14 protein-coding genes and 1 pseudogene are annotated in these 15153 nt (G+C 63.5%); 3 read left to right on the top strand and 12 right to left on the bottom strand.

Annotated features, from left to right (window positions below; translation table 11 throughout):
* Positions 1-40: 40 nt before the first annotated feature.
* A complete protein-coding gene (tagQ, locus tag KI241_RS26780) occupies positions 41-979 on the top strand; it encodes a type VI secretion system-associated lipoprotein TagQ (protein WP_047735753.1) in 939 nt (312 codons plus the stop codon).
* 552 nt (positions 980-1531) lie between these two features.
* On the opposite strand, the gene KI241_RS26775 is transcribed toward tagQ, so the two are convergent.
* Positions 1532-1951: a DUF6124 family protein gene (locus KI241_RS26775; protein ID WP_244868249.1), complete on the bottom strand. Its 420-nt coding sequence runs from the start codon at positions 1949-1951 to the stop codon at positions 1532-1534.
* 105 nt (positions 1952-2056) lie between these two features.
* Here KI241_RS26775 and KI241_RS26770 point away from each other — a divergent pair, with 105 nt between their 5' ends.
* On the top strand, positions 2057-2434 hold the full coding sequence (locus KI241_RS26770; RefSeq protein ID WP_042731541.1) for a hypothetical protein: 378 nt from the start codon (positions 2057-2059) through the stop codon (positions 2432-2434).
* A 184-nt stretch (positions 2435-2618) separates the two neighbouring features.
* On the opposite strand, the gene KI241_RS26765 is transcribed toward KI241_RS26770, so the two are convergent.
* The 6 genes from KI241_RS26765 to exbB all read right to left on the bottom strand — a co-directional run bounded on the left by KI241_RS26765 (position 2619) and on the right by exbB (position 9552).
* On the bottom strand, positions 2619-4016 hold the full coding sequence (locus KI241_RS26765; RefSeq protein ID WP_042732564.1) for an aminoacyl-tRNA deacylase and HDOD domain-containing protein: 1398 nt from the start codon (positions 4014-4016) through the stop codon (positions 2619-2621).
* 78 nt (positions 4017-4094) lie between these two features.
* Positions 4095-6170, bottom strand: coding sequence for an ATP-dependent DNA helicase RecG (gene recG / locus KI241_RS26760; protein WP_042732565.1), 2076 nt, complete (start codon positions 6168-6170; stop codon positions 4095-4097).
* Between the two features lie 8 nt (positions 6171-6178).
* A complete protein-coding gene (locus tag KI241_RS26755; RefSeq protein WP_042732563.1) occupies positions 6179-7099 on the bottom strand; it encodes a hydrogen peroxide-inducible genes activator in 921 nt (306 codons plus the stop codon).
* Positions 7100-7366: 267 nt separating this feature from the next.
* Positions 7367-8125 (bottom strand): TonB family protein, encoded by a 759-nt coding sequence (locus KI241_RS26750; RefSeq protein WP_042731272.1) that lies wholly within the window; start codon positions 8123-8125, stop codon positions 7367-7369.
* Complete coding sequence (exbD, locus tag KI241_RS26745) at positions 8122-8550, bottom strand: TonB system transport protein ExbD (RefSeq protein ID WP_042731271.1); 429 nt, start codon at positions 8548-8550, stop codon at positions 8122-8124. The genes KI241_RS26750 and exbD overlap by 4 nt, the downstream gene beginning before the upstream one ends.
* A gap of 6 nt (positions 8551-8556) precedes the next feature.
* Entirely contained in the window at positions 8557-9552 is a 996-nt protein-coding gene (exbB, locus tag KI241_RS26740) for a tonB-system energizer ExbB (RefSeq protein ID WP_042731270.1), read from the bottom strand.
* A 187-nt stretch (positions 9553-9739) separates the two neighbouring features.
* Between exbB and KI241_RS26735 the strand changes: the two are divergent.
* A pseudogene (locus tag KI241_RS26735) lies at positions 9740-10596 on the top strand (NAD-dependent epimerase/dehydratase family protein).
* 132 nt (positions 10597-10728) lie between these two features.
* Here KI241_RS26735 and KI241_RS26730 read toward each other — a convergent pair.
* The 5 genes from KI241_RS26730 to gmk all read right to left on the bottom strand — a co-directional run bounded on the left by KI241_RS26730 (position 10729) and on the right by gmk (position 15146).
* A complete protein-coding gene (locus KI241_RS26730) occupies positions 10729-11469 on the bottom strand; it encodes a hypothetical protein (protein ID WP_212803151.1) in 741 nt (246 codons plus the stop codon).
* A 55-nt stretch (positions 11470-11524) separates the two neighbouring features.
* Complete coding sequence (locus KI241_RS26725) at positions 11525-11905, bottom strand: RidA family protein (RefSeq protein ID WP_014340863.1); 381 nt, start codon at positions 11903-11905, stop codon at positions 11525-11527.
* A gap of 24 nt (positions 11906-11929) precedes the next feature.
* Positions 11930-14035: a bifunctional GTP diphosphokinase/guanosine-3',5'-bis pyrophosphate 3'-pyrophosphohydrolase gene (gene spoT / locus KI241_RS26720; protein WP_042731267.1), complete on the bottom strand. Its 2106-nt coding sequence runs from the start codon at positions 14033-14035 to the stop codon at positions 11930-11932.
* Between the two features lie 60 nt (positions 14036-14095).
* Positions 14096-14359, bottom strand: a complete 264-nt coding sequence (gene rpoZ, locus KI241_RS26715; protein WP_003177259.1) for a DNA-directed RNA polymerase subunit omega — start codon at positions 14357-14359, stop codon at positions 14096-14098.
* Positions 14360-14525: 166 nt separating this feature from the next.
* Complete coding sequence (gene gmk, locus KI241_RS26710) at positions 14526-15146, bottom strand: guanylate kinase (RefSeq protein WP_047735756.1); 621 nt, start codon at positions 15144-15146, stop codon at positions 14526-14528.
* Positions 15147-15153: the final 7 nt, after the last annotated feature.

Below are 15153 nucleotides of genomic sequence, written 5' to 3'. Positions count from 1 at the left end.
GCCGCGCTGAGCTGGTCAAAACTTAAACGAGAACACAACTATGCTTTTCTCCCGTAAACCTTTTGCTTCGGTTTCCAAGCGTCACTTGCTGCTGGTCGCTGTAGGCTTCAGCACTGTATTGACCGGTTGCGCGACTTCGCCGACCTCCAAGGTCGCGTCGAGCACCAAGGTCGAGTACTACCCGAACTGCTACGAGCCGGTGCAGCACCTGCGTTCCACCGAGGGTGACATGACCAAGTCCGTGGTCACCGGTGCGGCCGTCGGTGCCGTGGGCGGTGCGCTGTTGGGCGCCCTGACCGCCGACAAGGAAGACCGTGGCCGCAATGCTGCCATCGGTGCCGCGGGCGGTGCCCTGGCCGGTGGCGCCGCCGGTTACTACACCGAGCGCCAGAAGCAGATCGCCGATGACAACCAGCGCATCGCCTCCTACGCCGCTGACGTCAACAAGAGCGCTTCGGACATCGACCGCAGCACCGCGTACGCCAAGGCTTCGCAACAGTGCTACCAGAGCGCGTTCACCAAGTTGGTGGCCGACCGTAAGGCCAAGACCGTCAACGACACCGAAGGCCGCAAGCGCCTGGCGGAAATCGTCGCCGGCCTGAAAGAGTCCAACGACCTGATCGTCGCGGTCAACGGCAAGGCGGCTGAAGACCTGAACAACTACACCCAGGCTTACGAGAAAGACCTGCAGCAGGTAGGCGTGCAGCGTACCGACGTTGTCACCGTGGCCACCGCCGACACCACGCCAGTCGTGGCACCGACCAAAACCAAGACCAAGGCCAAGGTTCAGCCGGCGAAGAAGAAAGAGCTGCCAGCGGTGCCGAAGGAAGCCGTTGCCACCGAGAAGACCCTGCAGGATGCCAAGGCCAAGCAGGCTGAAAGCAAGCAGGTTGCCAGCGCGGGTACCAGCCAGGTCAACAGCATGTGCAAGAACCCGGACCTGGGCGACTGGGCACCGGTGCCTTGCCCGAATGTTTGATTGAATGGTTGCTGGTGATCACGTCTTTTGCGGCGTGATCACCGCATGAAAAGTCTGTGGGAGCGGGCTTGCCCGCGAAGGCTGCTTTATGGTCTGGATTTTGTTTTTGGGTACAGATCCATTGCTGCGGTAACGGCCACTTAGGGTTCCGCTCTTACAGCGGGTCACTTTTGGCAAACGCCCCAAAAGTAACCAAAAGGTCTCGCCCCACCACTTGGCACCTCGCCTAAGGCGAGGTGTTCCCTCACTCCGGCATTGCTCCGTGGGGCCCGCCGCGAAGGGCCATCCATGGCCCAGCGCGGCTACCTCGGCATCCATGCCGAGGTGCCCACTGCGCAACACCTGCGTTCGGCCATCGTGGTTAACGGGGCCTCAAGATCAAAAGCCAAAGCCAAAGCCAAAGCCAAAGCGAGGCGGTTTATGGCCGACTTGTCTCTCTCGGGTGTACGCCGATCCATTGTGGGAGCGGGCTTGCCCGCGAAGGCGGCCTTATAGCCGACCTACCTCTCCCGGTTGTACTTCATCCACTTGTGGGAGCGGCCCGGCTTGCAATTACCCCTTGCCTGCCAGCGCCGATGCCTCCTGCGCTTCCAGACGATCCAGCGCCCGCTCAACCAGCAATTGAACGCCATCGGCCATGCGGCTGATCGCCAGGGCTACGCAGCGGCGTGAGTCTTCTACGTCATCGGCCAGATCGGCGGCGAGGGTGCTGATGGAGAGCAGGTCTTCGGAGGCGTTGGCCAGCAGGGTTTCGGTGTCGACGTGGGGCGCGACGATGAAGAGTTGGCTTTTGTCGGTTTCAGGTGGGGGAGAGGGTTTGGGGTTGAGGTAGTAGTCGAGGGCGCGTGTGGCGGCGTCTTGCAGGAAATGTCCGAGAACCAGGACGGGGAAAGGACCGAAAATTCGGATTGTTCGCCAGCACCTACAGAGGCTTCTTACATGCGAGTATTTTCGTGACTTGGTAGTCATCATGCGGAAAAAAAGGCTGATCTCCTGCTAAAGCGATCCGATGATGGCGTTCCGCCAAAGAATCGCTAAACTGCGCCTGCATTCATCTTTCTTTACGAGGCGCTGTCGATGAAATTTCGTTTCCTGCTGTGGATGCTGGGCTTGCTGATGGGCAAGGCCAGCCGGACCAACCCGGCGTTCCAGCAGCAGTTGGGCGATAAGGAGCTGGTGTTCCAGTTGCAAACTCTGGACGGCAAGGTGGCCCGGCATTTCACCGTGAAGAACCAGCGCATCACCAGCCAGTCTGGTACTTACCCGACACCGGCGTTCGCCATCGCGTTCAAGGACGCGGCTTATGGTTTCGCGACGATGCAGGCCAAGAACAAGCAGCTGGCGTTCATGACGGGAATCCAGGACAAGTCGATCCAGATCAAGGGCAATCCGGCGCTGGTGATCTGGTTCCAGGGGTTGACCCGGTATTTGAAGCCGAAGAAACCGAAAGCCTAGCCACAGCCCCGTGGCGAGGGAGCTTGCTCCCGCTGGGTGGCGCAGCCGCCCCAAATGGGGCGCGTGATGTGCCAAAGGGTGCCCACCACGTTGATTTACGACTGCTGCGCAGCCGAGCGGGAGCAAGCTCCCTCGCCACAGAAGCTCATCCCCTGCGCTCGTCAGGTTGGCTCAAGCGCAGTGTTCAGCCATGAAACTGCGAAGCCAACTCCCGCAGTAACACCTCAGCCTCCAACACCTTGCTGACGACATCGTTGGCCTTTTCCCGCGTCAGCCCAACGCGCTCGAGCAGCGCATCGGGAATCTCTTCGTCCGGGCCGGAGCCGATGCCGCGCGCGCGCAGCAGGCGAACCGCCAGGCATACCAGGTTCGGGTAGGCGGCGTACTCACCGTCGTAGTGCGGGTCGTGCTGGAAACGCAGGGCGGTGGCCAGTTCGTCGGGCATGTCCCAGTAGCGCATCAGCCAGGCGCCGATCTGTTCGCGGCTGATCCCCAGCAGGTGCTGTTCCACGTAGCTGTGGCACAGGTGCGGGTTGACCTCCAGGTGCCGGCAAATCAATGAGAAGTGCGGCGGGAACACGTGGGCCAGCAACAGGTAGCCGAAGTTGTGCAACAGGCCGGACAGGTAGGTCAGCCCACCTTCAGGGCGCTGGGCGCGTGGCATGGCGCGGGTCAGGCCTTCGATGACGGCCGCGGTGTAGATCGACTGTTGCCAGTACGGCGTGGTGTGTTGCGGATGGTCCTTGGGCAAGCTCAGGGTCTTGCCCAGCGCCAGGCCCAGGGCCAGGTTGATCACCAGGTCGAAGCCCAGTACCCGGACGATGGCGTCTTCCACCGAGCGAATCTTGCCTGGCGAGGCGTAGTACGGCGACGCGGCCCAGCTCACCACTTGTGCGGCCAGGGCCGGGTCGGTCTCGACGACGCCGGTGATGTCATCGATGGTGGCGTCAGGATCGACCCGCAGCTTGATGATTTTTTGCGCGGTTTCGGCCAGCGGCGGGATCTCGATGGTCTCTTCCAGCCGTTGCTGGATGCGCCGCGCGGTGAACGCTTGCACCGCCTGGGTGATTTCCGCGCGGTCGTCGTGCGGGCGGTCCAGGTTGGGGGTGATGTTGCTCGTGGCTTCGCCGAATGCCGCGGCGCTGGCCTTGGAGAGCATGGTCTTGAAGGCTTCGCTGGTGATTTCCAGCAGCAGCCCCGGCTCGCCTGAGTTGATCAGCAGCTTGGGCTCGCGCAGCAGGCTTTCTTCGTACAGGCAGGGCGAGCTGGTCAGCGCCGGCAGGCCGGGCAGCAGGCTCAGGCTGTGTTTGCCGAGCATTTTCTCCAGGCGCTCGGTGGGCACTGCGGTGAGCTTGCGGCCGGTCAGCTCGGCCAGGCGATTGAGGTCCAGCAACTGGTTTTGGGGGAACAGCACCATGAGCGCGCCAACGGCATCGTGCAACAGGACCGCTTGCACCTTGCGGGCCGGGTTGAGGCCGGGCCGTTCGAGGACTTCGTCATAGCCGATGCCCAATTTCTCGAGCAGCAGCCGAATAACAGACGGAGCGTGCGGGGATTCGGGGGCTAGGGCAGCTTCTGTCATGGTCTGTATCCGTTTTCCTACAAGTTGGTCAGTATAACCAGCTTGTCCGGCACGCGGGTCCGGAAACTGAGAGCGTGCTCACACTTGGCCGTATTGCTGCCCATGTCGCAGCCAACGGTCCAGCAGCGGGCTGACGTGAGCGGGCCAGCGTTCCAGCAACGCCTGGGCGGCGTCACGCACGGCGGGGAGCAGGTCGGCGTCGCGCATCAGGTCGGCTACCTTGAATTGAAGCAGACCGGTCTGGCGCGTGCCGAGCATTTCGCCAGGGCCGCGCAATTCGAGGTCTTTTTCGGCGATGACGAAGCCGTCGTTGGTTTCGCGCATGATGCCCAGCCGCTGGCGTCCGATCTGCGACAGCGGTGGGTGGTACAGCAGGACGCAATGGCTGGCGGCGCTGCCCCGGCCAACCCGACCGCGCAGCTGGTGCAACTGTGCGAGGCCCAGCCGCTCGGGGTTCTCGATGATCATCAAGCTGGCATTAGGCACGTCGACCCCAACCTCGATCACCGTGGTAGCCACCAGCAGTTGCAGGGCGCCGGCCTTGAATTCGGCCATGACGGCGGCTTTCTCGGCGGGTTTCATGCGGCCGTGGATCAGCCCGACCTTCAGTTCGCCAAGGGCGGCGGTGAGGTCTTCGTAAGTGGTTTCGGCCGCCTGGCAGGTGAGCTCTTCCGATTCTTCGATCAACGTGCACACCCAATAGGCCTGCCGACCCTCGGCGCAGGCACTGCGCACCCGTTCGATCACCTCGACCCGCCGGGTGTCGGTCACCAGTACGGTGTTGACCGGCGTGCGCCCGGGCGGCAGTTCGTCGAGGATCGAGGTGTCGAGGTCGGCGTAGGCGCTCATGGCCAGCGTCCGCGGGATCGGTGTGGCGGTCATGATCAGCTGGTGCGGGCACATCCGCCCGCCGACGCCTTTCTGCCGCAGGGCGAGACGCTGTTGCACGCCGAAGCGGTGCTGTTCGTCGATGATCACCAGGGCCAGGTTCTTGAACTGCACTTCGTCCTGGAACAGCGCGTGGGTGCCGACCACCATCGGCGCGCCCTCGGCGATCTGCGCCAGGGCGGCGGCGCGGTTCTTGCCCTTGAGCTTGCCGGCCAGCCAGGCGACCTCGATGCCCAACGGTTCGAGCCAGCGCTGGAAGGTGATGAAATGCTGCTCGGCGAGGATCTCCGTGGGCGCCATCAACGCCACCTGGTAGCCCGCCTCCAGCGCCTGGAGCGCGGCGAGGGCGGCCACCACGGTCTTGCCGGCGCCGACATCGCCCTGGATCAGCCGCAGCATGGGTTCGGGCTGGCTGAGGTCGTAGGCAATTTCGTTGCCGACCCGTTGTTGCGCACCGGTAGGGCTGAAACCCAGGTTGCGCAGGTACTTGGGCGGTAGCTCGGTGGCCTTGGGCATGGCCGGTGCGCGCAAGGCACGCATGCTTTCGCGCAGGCGCTGCTGGGACAGTTGATGGGTCAGCAGTTCTTCGAAGGCCAGGCGATGCTGGGCCCAATGGTGCCCCAGGGCGAGTTCGTCGACATCGGCATCGGCCGGCGGGTTGTGCAGGTAGCGGATCGCGTCGGCCAGCGGCGCCAGTTGATAGTCACGCGCCAGCTCGGTGGGCAGCCAGTCGGGCAGGCTGGTGGGCCCCAGCAGGGTCAGGGTCTGCATGCACAATTGGCGCAGACGCTGCTGCGTCAGGCCTTCGGTGAGCGGATAGACCGGGGTCAGGGTTTCATCCACCGGCGGTGGTTCGTCGCCGGTGATGGCGCGGTATTCCGGGTGGTAGATCTCCAGCCCCGAAGCACCGGGGCGTGCTTCGCCGTAGCAACGAATCCGCGTGCCGCGCTTGAGGCCTTCTTTCTGGGCATTGCTGAAGTGGTAGAAGCGCAGGCTGAGCCCGCCAGTGCCGTCCTGCAAGCGCACCACCAGGCTGCGACGGCGGCCCATGACCACGTCGGCGCCGCTGACCGTGCCTTCGACCACGGCGTCCTGGCCCGGCCGCAAATGGCCGATGGGCACTACGCGGGTGCGGTCCTGGTAGCGCAGCGGCAGGTGAAACAGCACGTCCTGGAGGTTTTCCAGGCCGACCTTGGCCAGTTTCTCGGCCATCGCTTCACCGACACCCTTGAGTGCCGTGACCGGTACGTTCGACAGCTCAGTCATGGCACGGCTTACTTGGCCGCAGGCGGCTTGGCCACGGAACACAGGCGGATCGAGTCAGCGAGGATCTCGATGGCCTTGGGCCGCGGGAAACTGGCACGCCAGGCAATGGCAACGGTGCGGAACGGCACAGGCGCCGACAGCGGCCGGACTTCGATCACGCCCGGCGCATAGTGATGGCTGTCCACTGCCGACAGCGGCAGGATCGAGATGCCCAGGCCGGAAGCCACCATGTGCCGGATGGTTTCCAGGGAACTGGACTCCACCGTGGTGTGCTTGGCGCCTTCGCCGCCCTTGGTCAGCGTCGGACAGGCTTCGAGCACCTGGTCGCGGAAGCAGTGGCCTTCGCCGAGCAGCAGCAGGCTCTTGTCGTTGAGCAGGCCGGCGTCGATGGTTTTCTTTTGGGTCCAGGGGTGCTGGGCCGGCATCAGGACGTAGAACGGCTCGTCGTAGAGCGGCAGGGTCAGCACGTCGGCTTCGTTGAACGGCAGGGCGATGATGATCGCGTCCAGTTCGCCGTTGCGCAGTTTGTCGCGCAGCACGTGGGTGAAGTTCTCTTCGATGTACAACGGCATCTGCGGGGCGACCCGGTGCAGTTGTGGAATCAGGTGCGGGAACAGGTAGGGGCCGACGGTGTAGATCGCGCCGACTTTCAGCGGGGCGGTCAGCTGGTTCTTGCCGGCCTGGGCCAGTTCACGGATGCCTTGGGCCTGCTCCAGCACTTTCTGCGCCTGGGCAACGATGCCTTCACCCACCGGCGTCAGGCGCACGGCGCTTTTGCTGCGCTCGAAAATCAGCACGCCGAGCTCGTCTTCGAGCTTCTTCACGCCCACCGACAGCGTCGGCTGGCTGACATGGCAACGCTCGGCCGCATGGCCGAAGTGCTGCTCCTGGGCGAGGGTGACGATGTAGCGTAATTCTGTGAGGGTCATGGCGAGCGTCCGTGAAGTTGCGAGCCAAGCATACCGGCTGCAATCGATAGACGCACGTTATCAGACTGCGGGCGCGGTGGGACACTGGCTAATGTGGGTGTGTGGCGAGGGGATTCATCCCCGTTGGGGTGCGAAGCAGCCCCATGATGAGACGCTTGAGGCAGGCTGAAAGATCGTGCCCGCTGTATTTGGGGCCGCTTCGCGCCCCAACGGGGATGAATCCCCTCGCCACAAAGTCACAAGCCTCTGTTACAGAGGCTTGCAATATCAGCGCCGGCGCTTGTCGATGGAGTACACGAACGGCGCCGTCAGTTCGATGGTGCCGTTGGTCAGCAGCTCAGGCGGTGGCTTGGGCAGTGGCTGGGCGCGGCGGATCATTTCCAGGGTGGCCCTGTCCAGCGACTCCGTGCCGGCACTGCCCACCAGTTCGAAGGACAACACGTTGCCGTTGCCATCCACCACGAAGCGCAGGCGGTTGGTGCCTTCCTTGTTCATCTGCTGGGCCCGGGGCGGGTACTTCTTGTACTTGCCCAAGTGCGCCAGCAGCGTGCCTTGCCAACTGGCCTTGGCCGCCATTTGCGCCGGCGAAGGACCAGGGGCCGGTTGCGCCGATTTTTCGGTCGGCGCCTGGGTTGGCTGGGTGTCGCTCGGCTTCTGCTCCGACGGTTGTTCCTTCGGCGGTTCGGGTTTCTTCTCTTCCACCGGTTTCGGCTTGGGCGGTTGCGGCTTGGGCTTGGGCTTGACCGGCTTGGGCACGGCGATTTCCGCCTTCGGCGCTTCGGCAAGCTTGGGCAGTGGCAGTTCCTCTACCGGCTCTGGCGGTTTTGGCGGGGTGACGACTTTCGGCGGCGCCGGCGGGGGTGGCGCGGGCACCGGCGCCAGCTCGACCATCATCGCCTGGGGCGGCAGCTCGATGGGCGGGCGGGACGTCCAGTTCAGCGTCAGCGCAATGGCGAGCGCATGCACGCCCAGCACCACGGCCAGGCTACCGCTGTAACGCGTCAGCTTTTGGCGCGTCGTGATCATTTCTTCGGCGCCGTCTCGAGTCCGACCAAGCCGACCTTCAGGTAGCCGGCACCGCGCAGGGCGTCCATCACACTCATCAGGTCGCCGTAATCCACGCCTTTATCGGCCTGGAAGAAGATCGTCGTGTCCTTCTTGCCTTGGGTCTTGGCGTCGAGGGTCGCACCGAGGTTCTCGGTCTTGACCTCGTCTTCGCCGAGGAACAGGCGCTGGTCGGCCTTGACGCTGAGGAACACCGGTTTTTCCGGGCGCGGCGATGGCTTGGCCGTGGACGCTGGCAGGTCGACCTTGATGTCCACGGTGGCGAGCGGAGCGGCCACCATGAAGATGATCAGCAGGACCAGCATCACGTCGATGAACGGCGTGACGTTGATTTCGTGATTCTCGGCCAGATCGTCGTCTGCGCCTTCTTTCAAATGCAGGCCCATGGCCGATTACCCCACTTTCACCATGTGCGGTTGCGAACCACGCTCGGGTGGCAGGTGGTCGAGGTCGCGGCTGACCAGCAGCAGGACTTCGGCCGAGGCGTCGGAGACCTGGGCCTTGTAGCCGGCGATGGAGCGGGCGAAGACGTTGTAGATGACCACGGCCGGGATCGCCGCGACCAGGCCCAGGGCGGTCGCCAGCAGGGCTTCAGCGATGCCGGGGGCTACGACGGCGAGGTTGGTGGTCTGGGTCTTGGCGATGCCGATGAAGCTGTTCATGATGCCCCACACGGTGCCGAACAGGCCGACGAACGGTGCGGTGGAGCCGATGGTGGCGAGCACGCCGGTGCCGCTGCTCATGTTACGACCGCAGGCGGCGACCAGGCGCTCCAGGCGGAAGCTCACGCGCTCCTTGATGCCTTCCTTCTCGCGGCTGTTGGCCGACAGACGCATCTCTTCGAGCGCGTCATGGACCAGCAGGTTGGCCAGCGTCCCTTCCTTGGCGGCGGTGGCGCTGGCTTCCTTGAGGGTGGTGGCCTTTTTCAGCGCGGCGATCTCGCCCCGCAAGCGGCGCTTGGCGCCCAGCAGCTCGAAGCCTTTGGCGATCCAGATGGTCCAGGTGATGATCGAGGCGATGGCCAGGCCGATCATCACGATCTTGACGATGATGTCGGCGTTCTTGTACATGCCCCAGGGCGACAGGTCATGGGCCATGCCCAGTGAGTTGTCGGCCTTTTGTTCTTCTTCCATCTGCTTGGCGGCTTCACCGAGCCCAGCCAGAGCCTTTTGCACTTCAGGCGGCAAGGATGAAGTGTCGACGCTGCCGTCGGGGTTTCTCGGCACGTCTGCCTGGGTATTGGCCGCGGGCTCATTGACGGTCGCAGGGGCGGCCTGATCGGCGAAGGCGGCGGCAGGTGCCAGCAGCAGGCCGAGCAGCAGGGCTGCCATGGCGCGCCAGGCGCGAGGTCGGTTGGTTGGCGAAGCGGATAATAGGGCGTGTTTCATGCTGGCCGGACCTGAGAGGAAAAAAAATGGATGTTCTTCCAGGCCTCGTGGGGCCGAGAACAAAAGTGGCGTGCATTATTGCAAGTAATTCTTGTTAACAAAAGTAATAGAGTATCTTTTTTTCCTTCATTGCTAGCCGCTCATCCCTTTGCGAGGCTAGTCTGCGGCTTTACTAAAGGAGATGTTGATGTCCGCGCCTTCTGTTTTGATCGCCGGCTGCGGCGATATCGGCGGCCGGTTGGCTCGCCGGCTGGTGGCCGAAAACTGGCAGGTCCATGGCCTGCGACGTACGGTCGCGCACCTGCCCGCCGGGGTGAACGGTGTGGCCGGTGATCTGTTCAGCGCGCAGTGCCCGGCCGACTGGCCCACCGGGCCGCTGGATTACCTGGTGTACAGTGCCGCGGCCACCGATCATGACGAGGCCGGCTATCGAGCGGCCTACATCGAGGGGCTTGAGCATGTGCTGGGGTGGTTGAAGCAGCACGGCCAGCAACCACGGCGCCTGCTGTTTGTTTCCAGCAGCAGTGTCTATGGGCAGCAGAAGGGCGAGTGGGTCGACGAAAACTCGCCCACCGAGGCGGGGGGTATTCCGGCCGGCTGATGCTTGAAGCCGAGCAAGTGGCGCTGGACAGCGGCATTCCCGCCAGTCGCGTGCGCCTGACCGGCATCTATGGCCCAGGCCGTGAGTGGCTGTTGAGCCAGGTGCGCCAGGGCTATCGCGTTGTCGTCGACCCTCCTCTATACGCCAATCGCATCCATGCCGACGATGCAGCGGGTTTGCTGGCATTCCTGCTGGAAGCGGATCGCCAGGGCAAGAGGCTGGACGATTGCTACATCGGGGTCGACGACGCTCCGGCGCCGCTGGCCGAGGTGGTGGGCTGGTTGCGTGAGTACATGGGCGTCACCCAATGGGCCGAAGACGCCAGCGTACGGCGTGCCGGCAGCAAGCGCTGCAGCAATGCCCGGGCGAAGGCGTTGGGTTGGACGCCGCAGTATCCGAGTTTTCGCCAGGGGTATGCGGCGATCCTGGAAGGGCGCTGCTGAATTCCATAGCCCCAGAACAACTGTGGGAGCGGGCTTGCTCGCGAAGGGGCCTGGCATCGACTGTCTTCGTTGACTGTCGTGCCGCCTTCGCGAGCAAGCCCGCTCCCACAGGGTTGTTGCTGCTGGGTCGGGCTACTGCTTCTCCAGCACCCAGCGCCGGTCACCGGGCGTGAACGACGGCATTTCATCGGTCAGCGCGGCGTTGATGGTCTGGAAGATTTCCAGTTTCTTGCCGTCGCGGGCGAAGATCCAGGTGTTGCCCTGGCCGTTCTGTTGCAGCCAGATGTTGTCGTTGCCGCCGCTCATGGAGGCGCAATCGCCCGCCAGGCACAGGGCGTAGCGATCAGCGCCCGGCAGGCCGCTGACCTGGCCATCGGGTTGGAACTGCACGATCGCGCCTTGGCCGGGGCCGTTGACGATGCGCCAAGTGCCGCCGAGGTAGGCGGCGTACAGCGCTCGCTCGAAGCTGGCGCCGATGGGGGCGCCGTCCGGTACCTGGACTTGTGCGCGGTCGAACACCTGCTGCGGTTCGTTCTCGTTGGCGGCCTGGTTCAACTGGTCGCCGTCGCGTTTCAGTTCGCTGGCGGAACTGCCGTAGAAGTCGACTTTCCATGCCCCGTCTTCTTCGCCCAGCAACTTGCCTTCGACGTTTTCAAAACCGTTGGTGTAGCGTGCCTGGCCGGCCCGGGTGTTGATGTCCCATTCCAGGTTCGGGCCATAAGCCTGCAGCGCTTCGCGAAGCGGGCCGCCTTTGGCGGCAGCGTCGATGGCGGCCTGGTTGATCCAGGTGCCGCTGATGTCACGGTCGGCAGGGTCGCTGGCGCAGCCGCCCAGGAACAGGGCGACCAGCGAAAGAGCAAGCGCATTGCGCATGGTGGAATCCTTTCAAGACGAAAACGGCGCAGCGGGGGACGCTGCGCCGGCCTGATTACTCGATGACCAGGATCGCGTCCATCTCAACCTGGGCGCCCTTCGGCAGGGCTGCCACGCCGATGGCCGCGCGGGCAGGGTAAGGCTGGTCGAAGTACTTGCCCATGATCTCGTTGACCTTGGCGAAGTGGCTCAGGTCGGTGAGGAAGATGTTCAGCTTGACGATGTCCTTGAATGAACCGCCAGCGGCCTCGGCCACGGCCTTGAGGTTTTCGAAGACCTGCACGGTCTGGGCTTCGAAGCCTTCCACCAGCTCCATGGTTTTCGGGTCCAGGGGGATCTGGCCCGACATGTACACGGTGTTGCCCGCCTTGATCGCCTGGGAGTAAGTGCCGATGGCGGCCGGGGCCTTGTCACTGGTGATAACGGTCTTGGTCATGAATGACTCCTTGTAATGAACAGGCTACGCGCGCATCCGGGTGATGCGGATGACGCCGGTCAGGGCGCGCAGTTTCTTGATCACGCGGGCCAGGTGCACGCGGTCGTGGACGCTGACCACCAGTTGGACGACGCTGATGCGACCATCGCGCTCGTCCATGCTGATTTTCTCGATATTGCCGTCGGCGGCGTTGACGCTGCTGGCCAGCAAGGCGATCAGGCCGCGCTGGTGCTCCAGCTCGACCCGCAGCTCGACGTTGAATTCGCCGGTGACATCCTTGGCCCAGGAGAGCTGGATGCATTTTTCCGGGTTGTGGCGGATTTCGCTGATGTTGCGGCAGTTGTCCAGGTGCACCACCATCCCCTTGCCGGCGGACAAGTGGCCGACAATCGGGTCGCCCGGGATCGGTGTGCAGCATTTGGCGTAGCTGAGCACCAGGCCTTCGGTGCCGCGAATCGCCAGCGGGCCTTCGGGGCTCGGCAACTGTTCGCCTTCGCCGAGCAGGCGGCGGGCGACGACGTAGGCCATGCGGTTGCCCAGGCCGATGTCTTCGAGCAGGTCTTCGATCAGCTCGAGGCGGTATTCGTGGAGCATCACCTGCACGCGCTCGGTCGGGATCTTGTCCAGCGAGCTGTCGAAGCCGTTCAGTACCTTGTTCAGCAGGCGTTCGCCGAGGTTGATCGACTCGGAGCGGCGTTGCAGTTTCAAGGCGTGGCGGATGTGCGTGCGTGCCTTGCCGGTGACGACGAAGTTGAGCCACGCCGGGTTCGGCCGGGCGCCGGGGGCGCTGACGATTTCCACCGTGGAGCCGCTTTGCAGCGGTTCGGACAACGGGGCCAGGCGGCGGTTGATCCGGCAGGCGATGCAACTGTTGCCGACGTCGGTGTGCACTGCGTAGGCAAAGTCCACGGCCGTGGAGCCCTTGGGCAGCTCCATGATCCGGCCCTTGGGCGTGAAGACGTAGACCTCGTCGGGGAACAGGTCGATCTTGACGCTCTCGATGAATTCCAGGGAGTTGCCGGCGCGCTGCTGCATTTCCAATACGCCCTTGACCCATTGCCGGGCCCGGGCGTGGGTGCTCTTGGGCTGTTCGTCACCGCTGGATTTGTACAGCCAATGGGCCGCGATGCCGTTGTTGGCCATCTCTTCCATTTCGCGGGTGCGGATCTGGATTTCGATGGGTACGCCGTGCATGCCGAACAGCGTGGTGTGCAGCGACTGGTAGCCGTTGGCCTTGGGGATCGCGATGTAGTCCTTGAAGCGCCCCGGCAGCGGTTTGTACAAATTGTGCACGGCGCCTAATACGCGATAGCAGGTGTCGACCTTGTCGACGATGATCCGGAACGCGTAGACGTCCATGATCTCGTTGAAGGCCCGGCGCTTGCCGCGCATTTTCTTGTAGATGCCGTAGAGGTGCTTCTGCCGCCCGCTGACGTCGCCTTCGATGCCGTCGATGGCCAGGCAATGGCTCAGGGACTCTTCGATCTTGTTGACGATTTCCTTGCGGTTGCCCCGGGCGCGCTTGACGGCCTGGTTGATCCGCGCCGAACGCATCGGGTGCATGGCCTTGAAGCCCAGGTCTTCGAACTCGATACGGATGGCGTGCATGCCCAGGCGATTGGCGATGGGCGCGTAGATCTCCAGGGTTTCCTTGGCGATGCGGCGGCGCTTTTCGCCGGACAGTACTTCCAGCGTGCGCATGTTGTGCAGGCGGTCGGCGAGCTTGACCAGGATCACGCGAATGTCGCGGGCCATGGCCATGGCCATTTTCTGGAAGTTCTCGGCCTGGGCCTCGGCCTTGGTCTCGAAGTTCATCTGGGTCAGCTTGCTGACCCCGTCGACCAGCTCGGCCACGGTTTCGCCAAACTGCGCCTGCAGCGCTTCCTTGGCGATACCGGTGTCTTCGATCACGTCATGGAGCATGGCCGCCATCAGGCTCTGATGGTCCATGTGCATGTCGGCCAGGATGTTCGCCACGGCAAGCGGGTGCGTGACGTACGCCTCGCCGCTGCGGCGGCGCTGGCCGTCGTGGGCTTGTTCGGCGTAGAAATAGGCTCGGCGGACCAGGTTGACCTGGTCCGTGCCGAGGTAGGCCGATAAGCGATCGGCGAGGGCGTCTATGCTCGGCATGATGATGACTCCTGCCGTCTGCTGTGACCCCGCGCCGTGCTACGTCGACCAGGCATAGGCTTAGACCGCCTCGTTGGACTCGTCCTCGAACGCTGCGAACAGCGGTTCGTCCTCGACGATTTCAGCGTTGGCGATGAACTCGTAGCTCATCAGGCCTTCGGCGATTTCACGCAGCGCTACCACGGTAGGCTTGTCGTTTTCCCACTGGACCAATGGCTCTTTGCCGCCGGTGGCCAGTTGACGGGCACGCTTGGTAGAGAGCATGACCAGCTCAAAGCGGTTTTCCACGTGTTCTAGGCAGTCTTCAACGGTTACGCGGGCCATGGTATTCCTCGGAGCGAATGCAATATGCGCGCTGCCCGGTTGGGCAAGCGGACTCGACAGTTTAAAAAAACACCAGCGTTTAGGGAAGCGCTGATTTTTTGAGCAAGCCCTCGGCGCGCTGCGAGTACCAATGTAAAGCCGTCGCAGCGGTTTTGGGAAGGGCTTCTCAGCCCAGCAGTTCGGCCAGCAATTTACCGAAACGCTGCTGCTGGCGTTTCTGTTGCAGCTGGCTGGCGCGGAAAATCGCCTTCAGGTCGTCCAGCGCGTGGGCAAAATCGTCGTTGATGATCAGGTAATCGTAGTCGACGTAGTGGCTCATTTCGCTGACCGCTTCGCGCATCCGCCCTTCGATGATCTCGTCGCTGTCCTGGCCACGGTTGGTCAGGCGCTGGCGCAAGGCTTGCTGGCTTGGCGGCAGGATGAAGATCGAGCGGGCCTGGGGCATGAGCTTGCGCACCTGCTCGGCGCCTTGCCAGTCGATTTCCAGGATCAGGTCGTGGCCTTCGTCCAGGGTCTGCTGCAGGTAGCTCTGCGAGGTGCCGTACAGGTTGCCGAAGACTTCGGCGCGCTCGAGGAAGTCGCCGTGCTCGGCCATCCTCACGAACTCTTCGCGGTCGACGAAGTGATAGTTCACCCCGTTCACTTCGCCCGGGCGCATGGCGCGGGTGGTGTGGGACACGGAGACGCGGATCTGCGGCTCGGCGTCTATCAGGGCCTTGACCAGGCTGGTCTTGCCGGCGCCCGAAGGCGCGGAAATGATGTACAGGGTGCCGGTGCTGTGGGTCATGTCGGGT

Source organism: Pseudomonas sp. Cab53 (genome assembly GCF_018325965.1).
Classification (GTDB): domain Bacteria; phylum Pseudomonadota; class Gammaproteobacteria; order Pseudomonadales; family Pseudomonadaceae; genus Aquipseudomonas; species Aquipseudomonas chlororaphis_E.
This window is presented reverse-complemented; position numbering and strand designations above follow the sequence as displayed.

Bases quoted from the DNA above. Each gene is read 5' to 3' on its own strand.
- tagQ (WP_047735753.1), top strand. From the start codon at position 41: ATGCTTTTCTCCCGTAAACCTTTTGCTTCGGTTTCCAAGCGTCACTTG.
- KI241_RS26775 (WP_244868249.1), bottom strand. From the start codon at position 1,951: ATGATGACTACCAAGTCACGAAAATACTCGCATGTAAGAAGCCTCTGT.
- KI241_RS26770 (WP_042731541.1), top strand. From the start codon at position 2,057: ATGAAATTTCGTTTCCTGCTGTGGATGCTGGGCTTGCTGATGGGCAAG.
- KI241_RS26765 (WP_042732564.1), bottom strand. From the start codon at position 4,016: ATGACAGAAGCTGCCCTAGCCCCCGAATCCCCGCACGCTCCGTCTGTT.
- recG (WP_042732565.1), bottom strand. From the start codon at position 6,170: ATGACTGAGCTGTCGAACGTACCGGTCACGGCACTCAAGGGTGTCGGT.
- KI241_RS26755 (WP_042732563.1), bottom strand. From the start codon at position 7,099: ATGACCCTCACAGAATTACGCTACATCGTCACCCTCGCCCAGGAGCAG.
- KI241_RS26750 (WP_042731272.1), bottom strand. From the start codon at position 8,125: ATGATCACGACGCGCCAAAAGCTGACGCGTTACAGCGGTAGCCTGGCC.
- exbD (WP_042731271.1), bottom strand. From the start codon at position 8,550: ATGGGCCTGCATTTGAAAGAAGGCGCAGACGACGATCTGGCCGAGAAT.
- exbB (WP_042731270.1), bottom strand. From the start codon at position 9,552: ATGAAACACGCCCTATTATCCGCTTCGCCAACCAACCGACCTCGCGCC.
- KI241_RS26730 (WP_212803151.1), bottom strand. From the start codon at position 11,469: ATGCGCAATGCGCTTGCTCTTTCGCTGGTCGCCCTGTTCCTGGGCGGC.
- KI241_RS26725 (WP_014340863.1), bottom strand. From the start codon at position 11,905: ATGACCAAGACCGTTATCACCAGTGACAAGGCCCCGGCCGCCATCGGC.
- spoT (WP_042731267.1), bottom strand. From the start codon at position 14,035: ATGCCGAGCATAGACGCCCTCGCCGATCGCTTATCGGCCTACCTCGGC.
- rpoZ (WP_003177259.1), bottom strand. From the start codon at position 14,359: ATGGCCCGCGTAACCGTTGAAGACTGCCTAGAACACGTGGAAAACCGC.
- gmk (WP_047735756.1), bottom strand. From the start codon at position 15,146: ATGACCCACAGCACCGGCACCCTGTACATCATTTCCGCGCCTTCGGGC.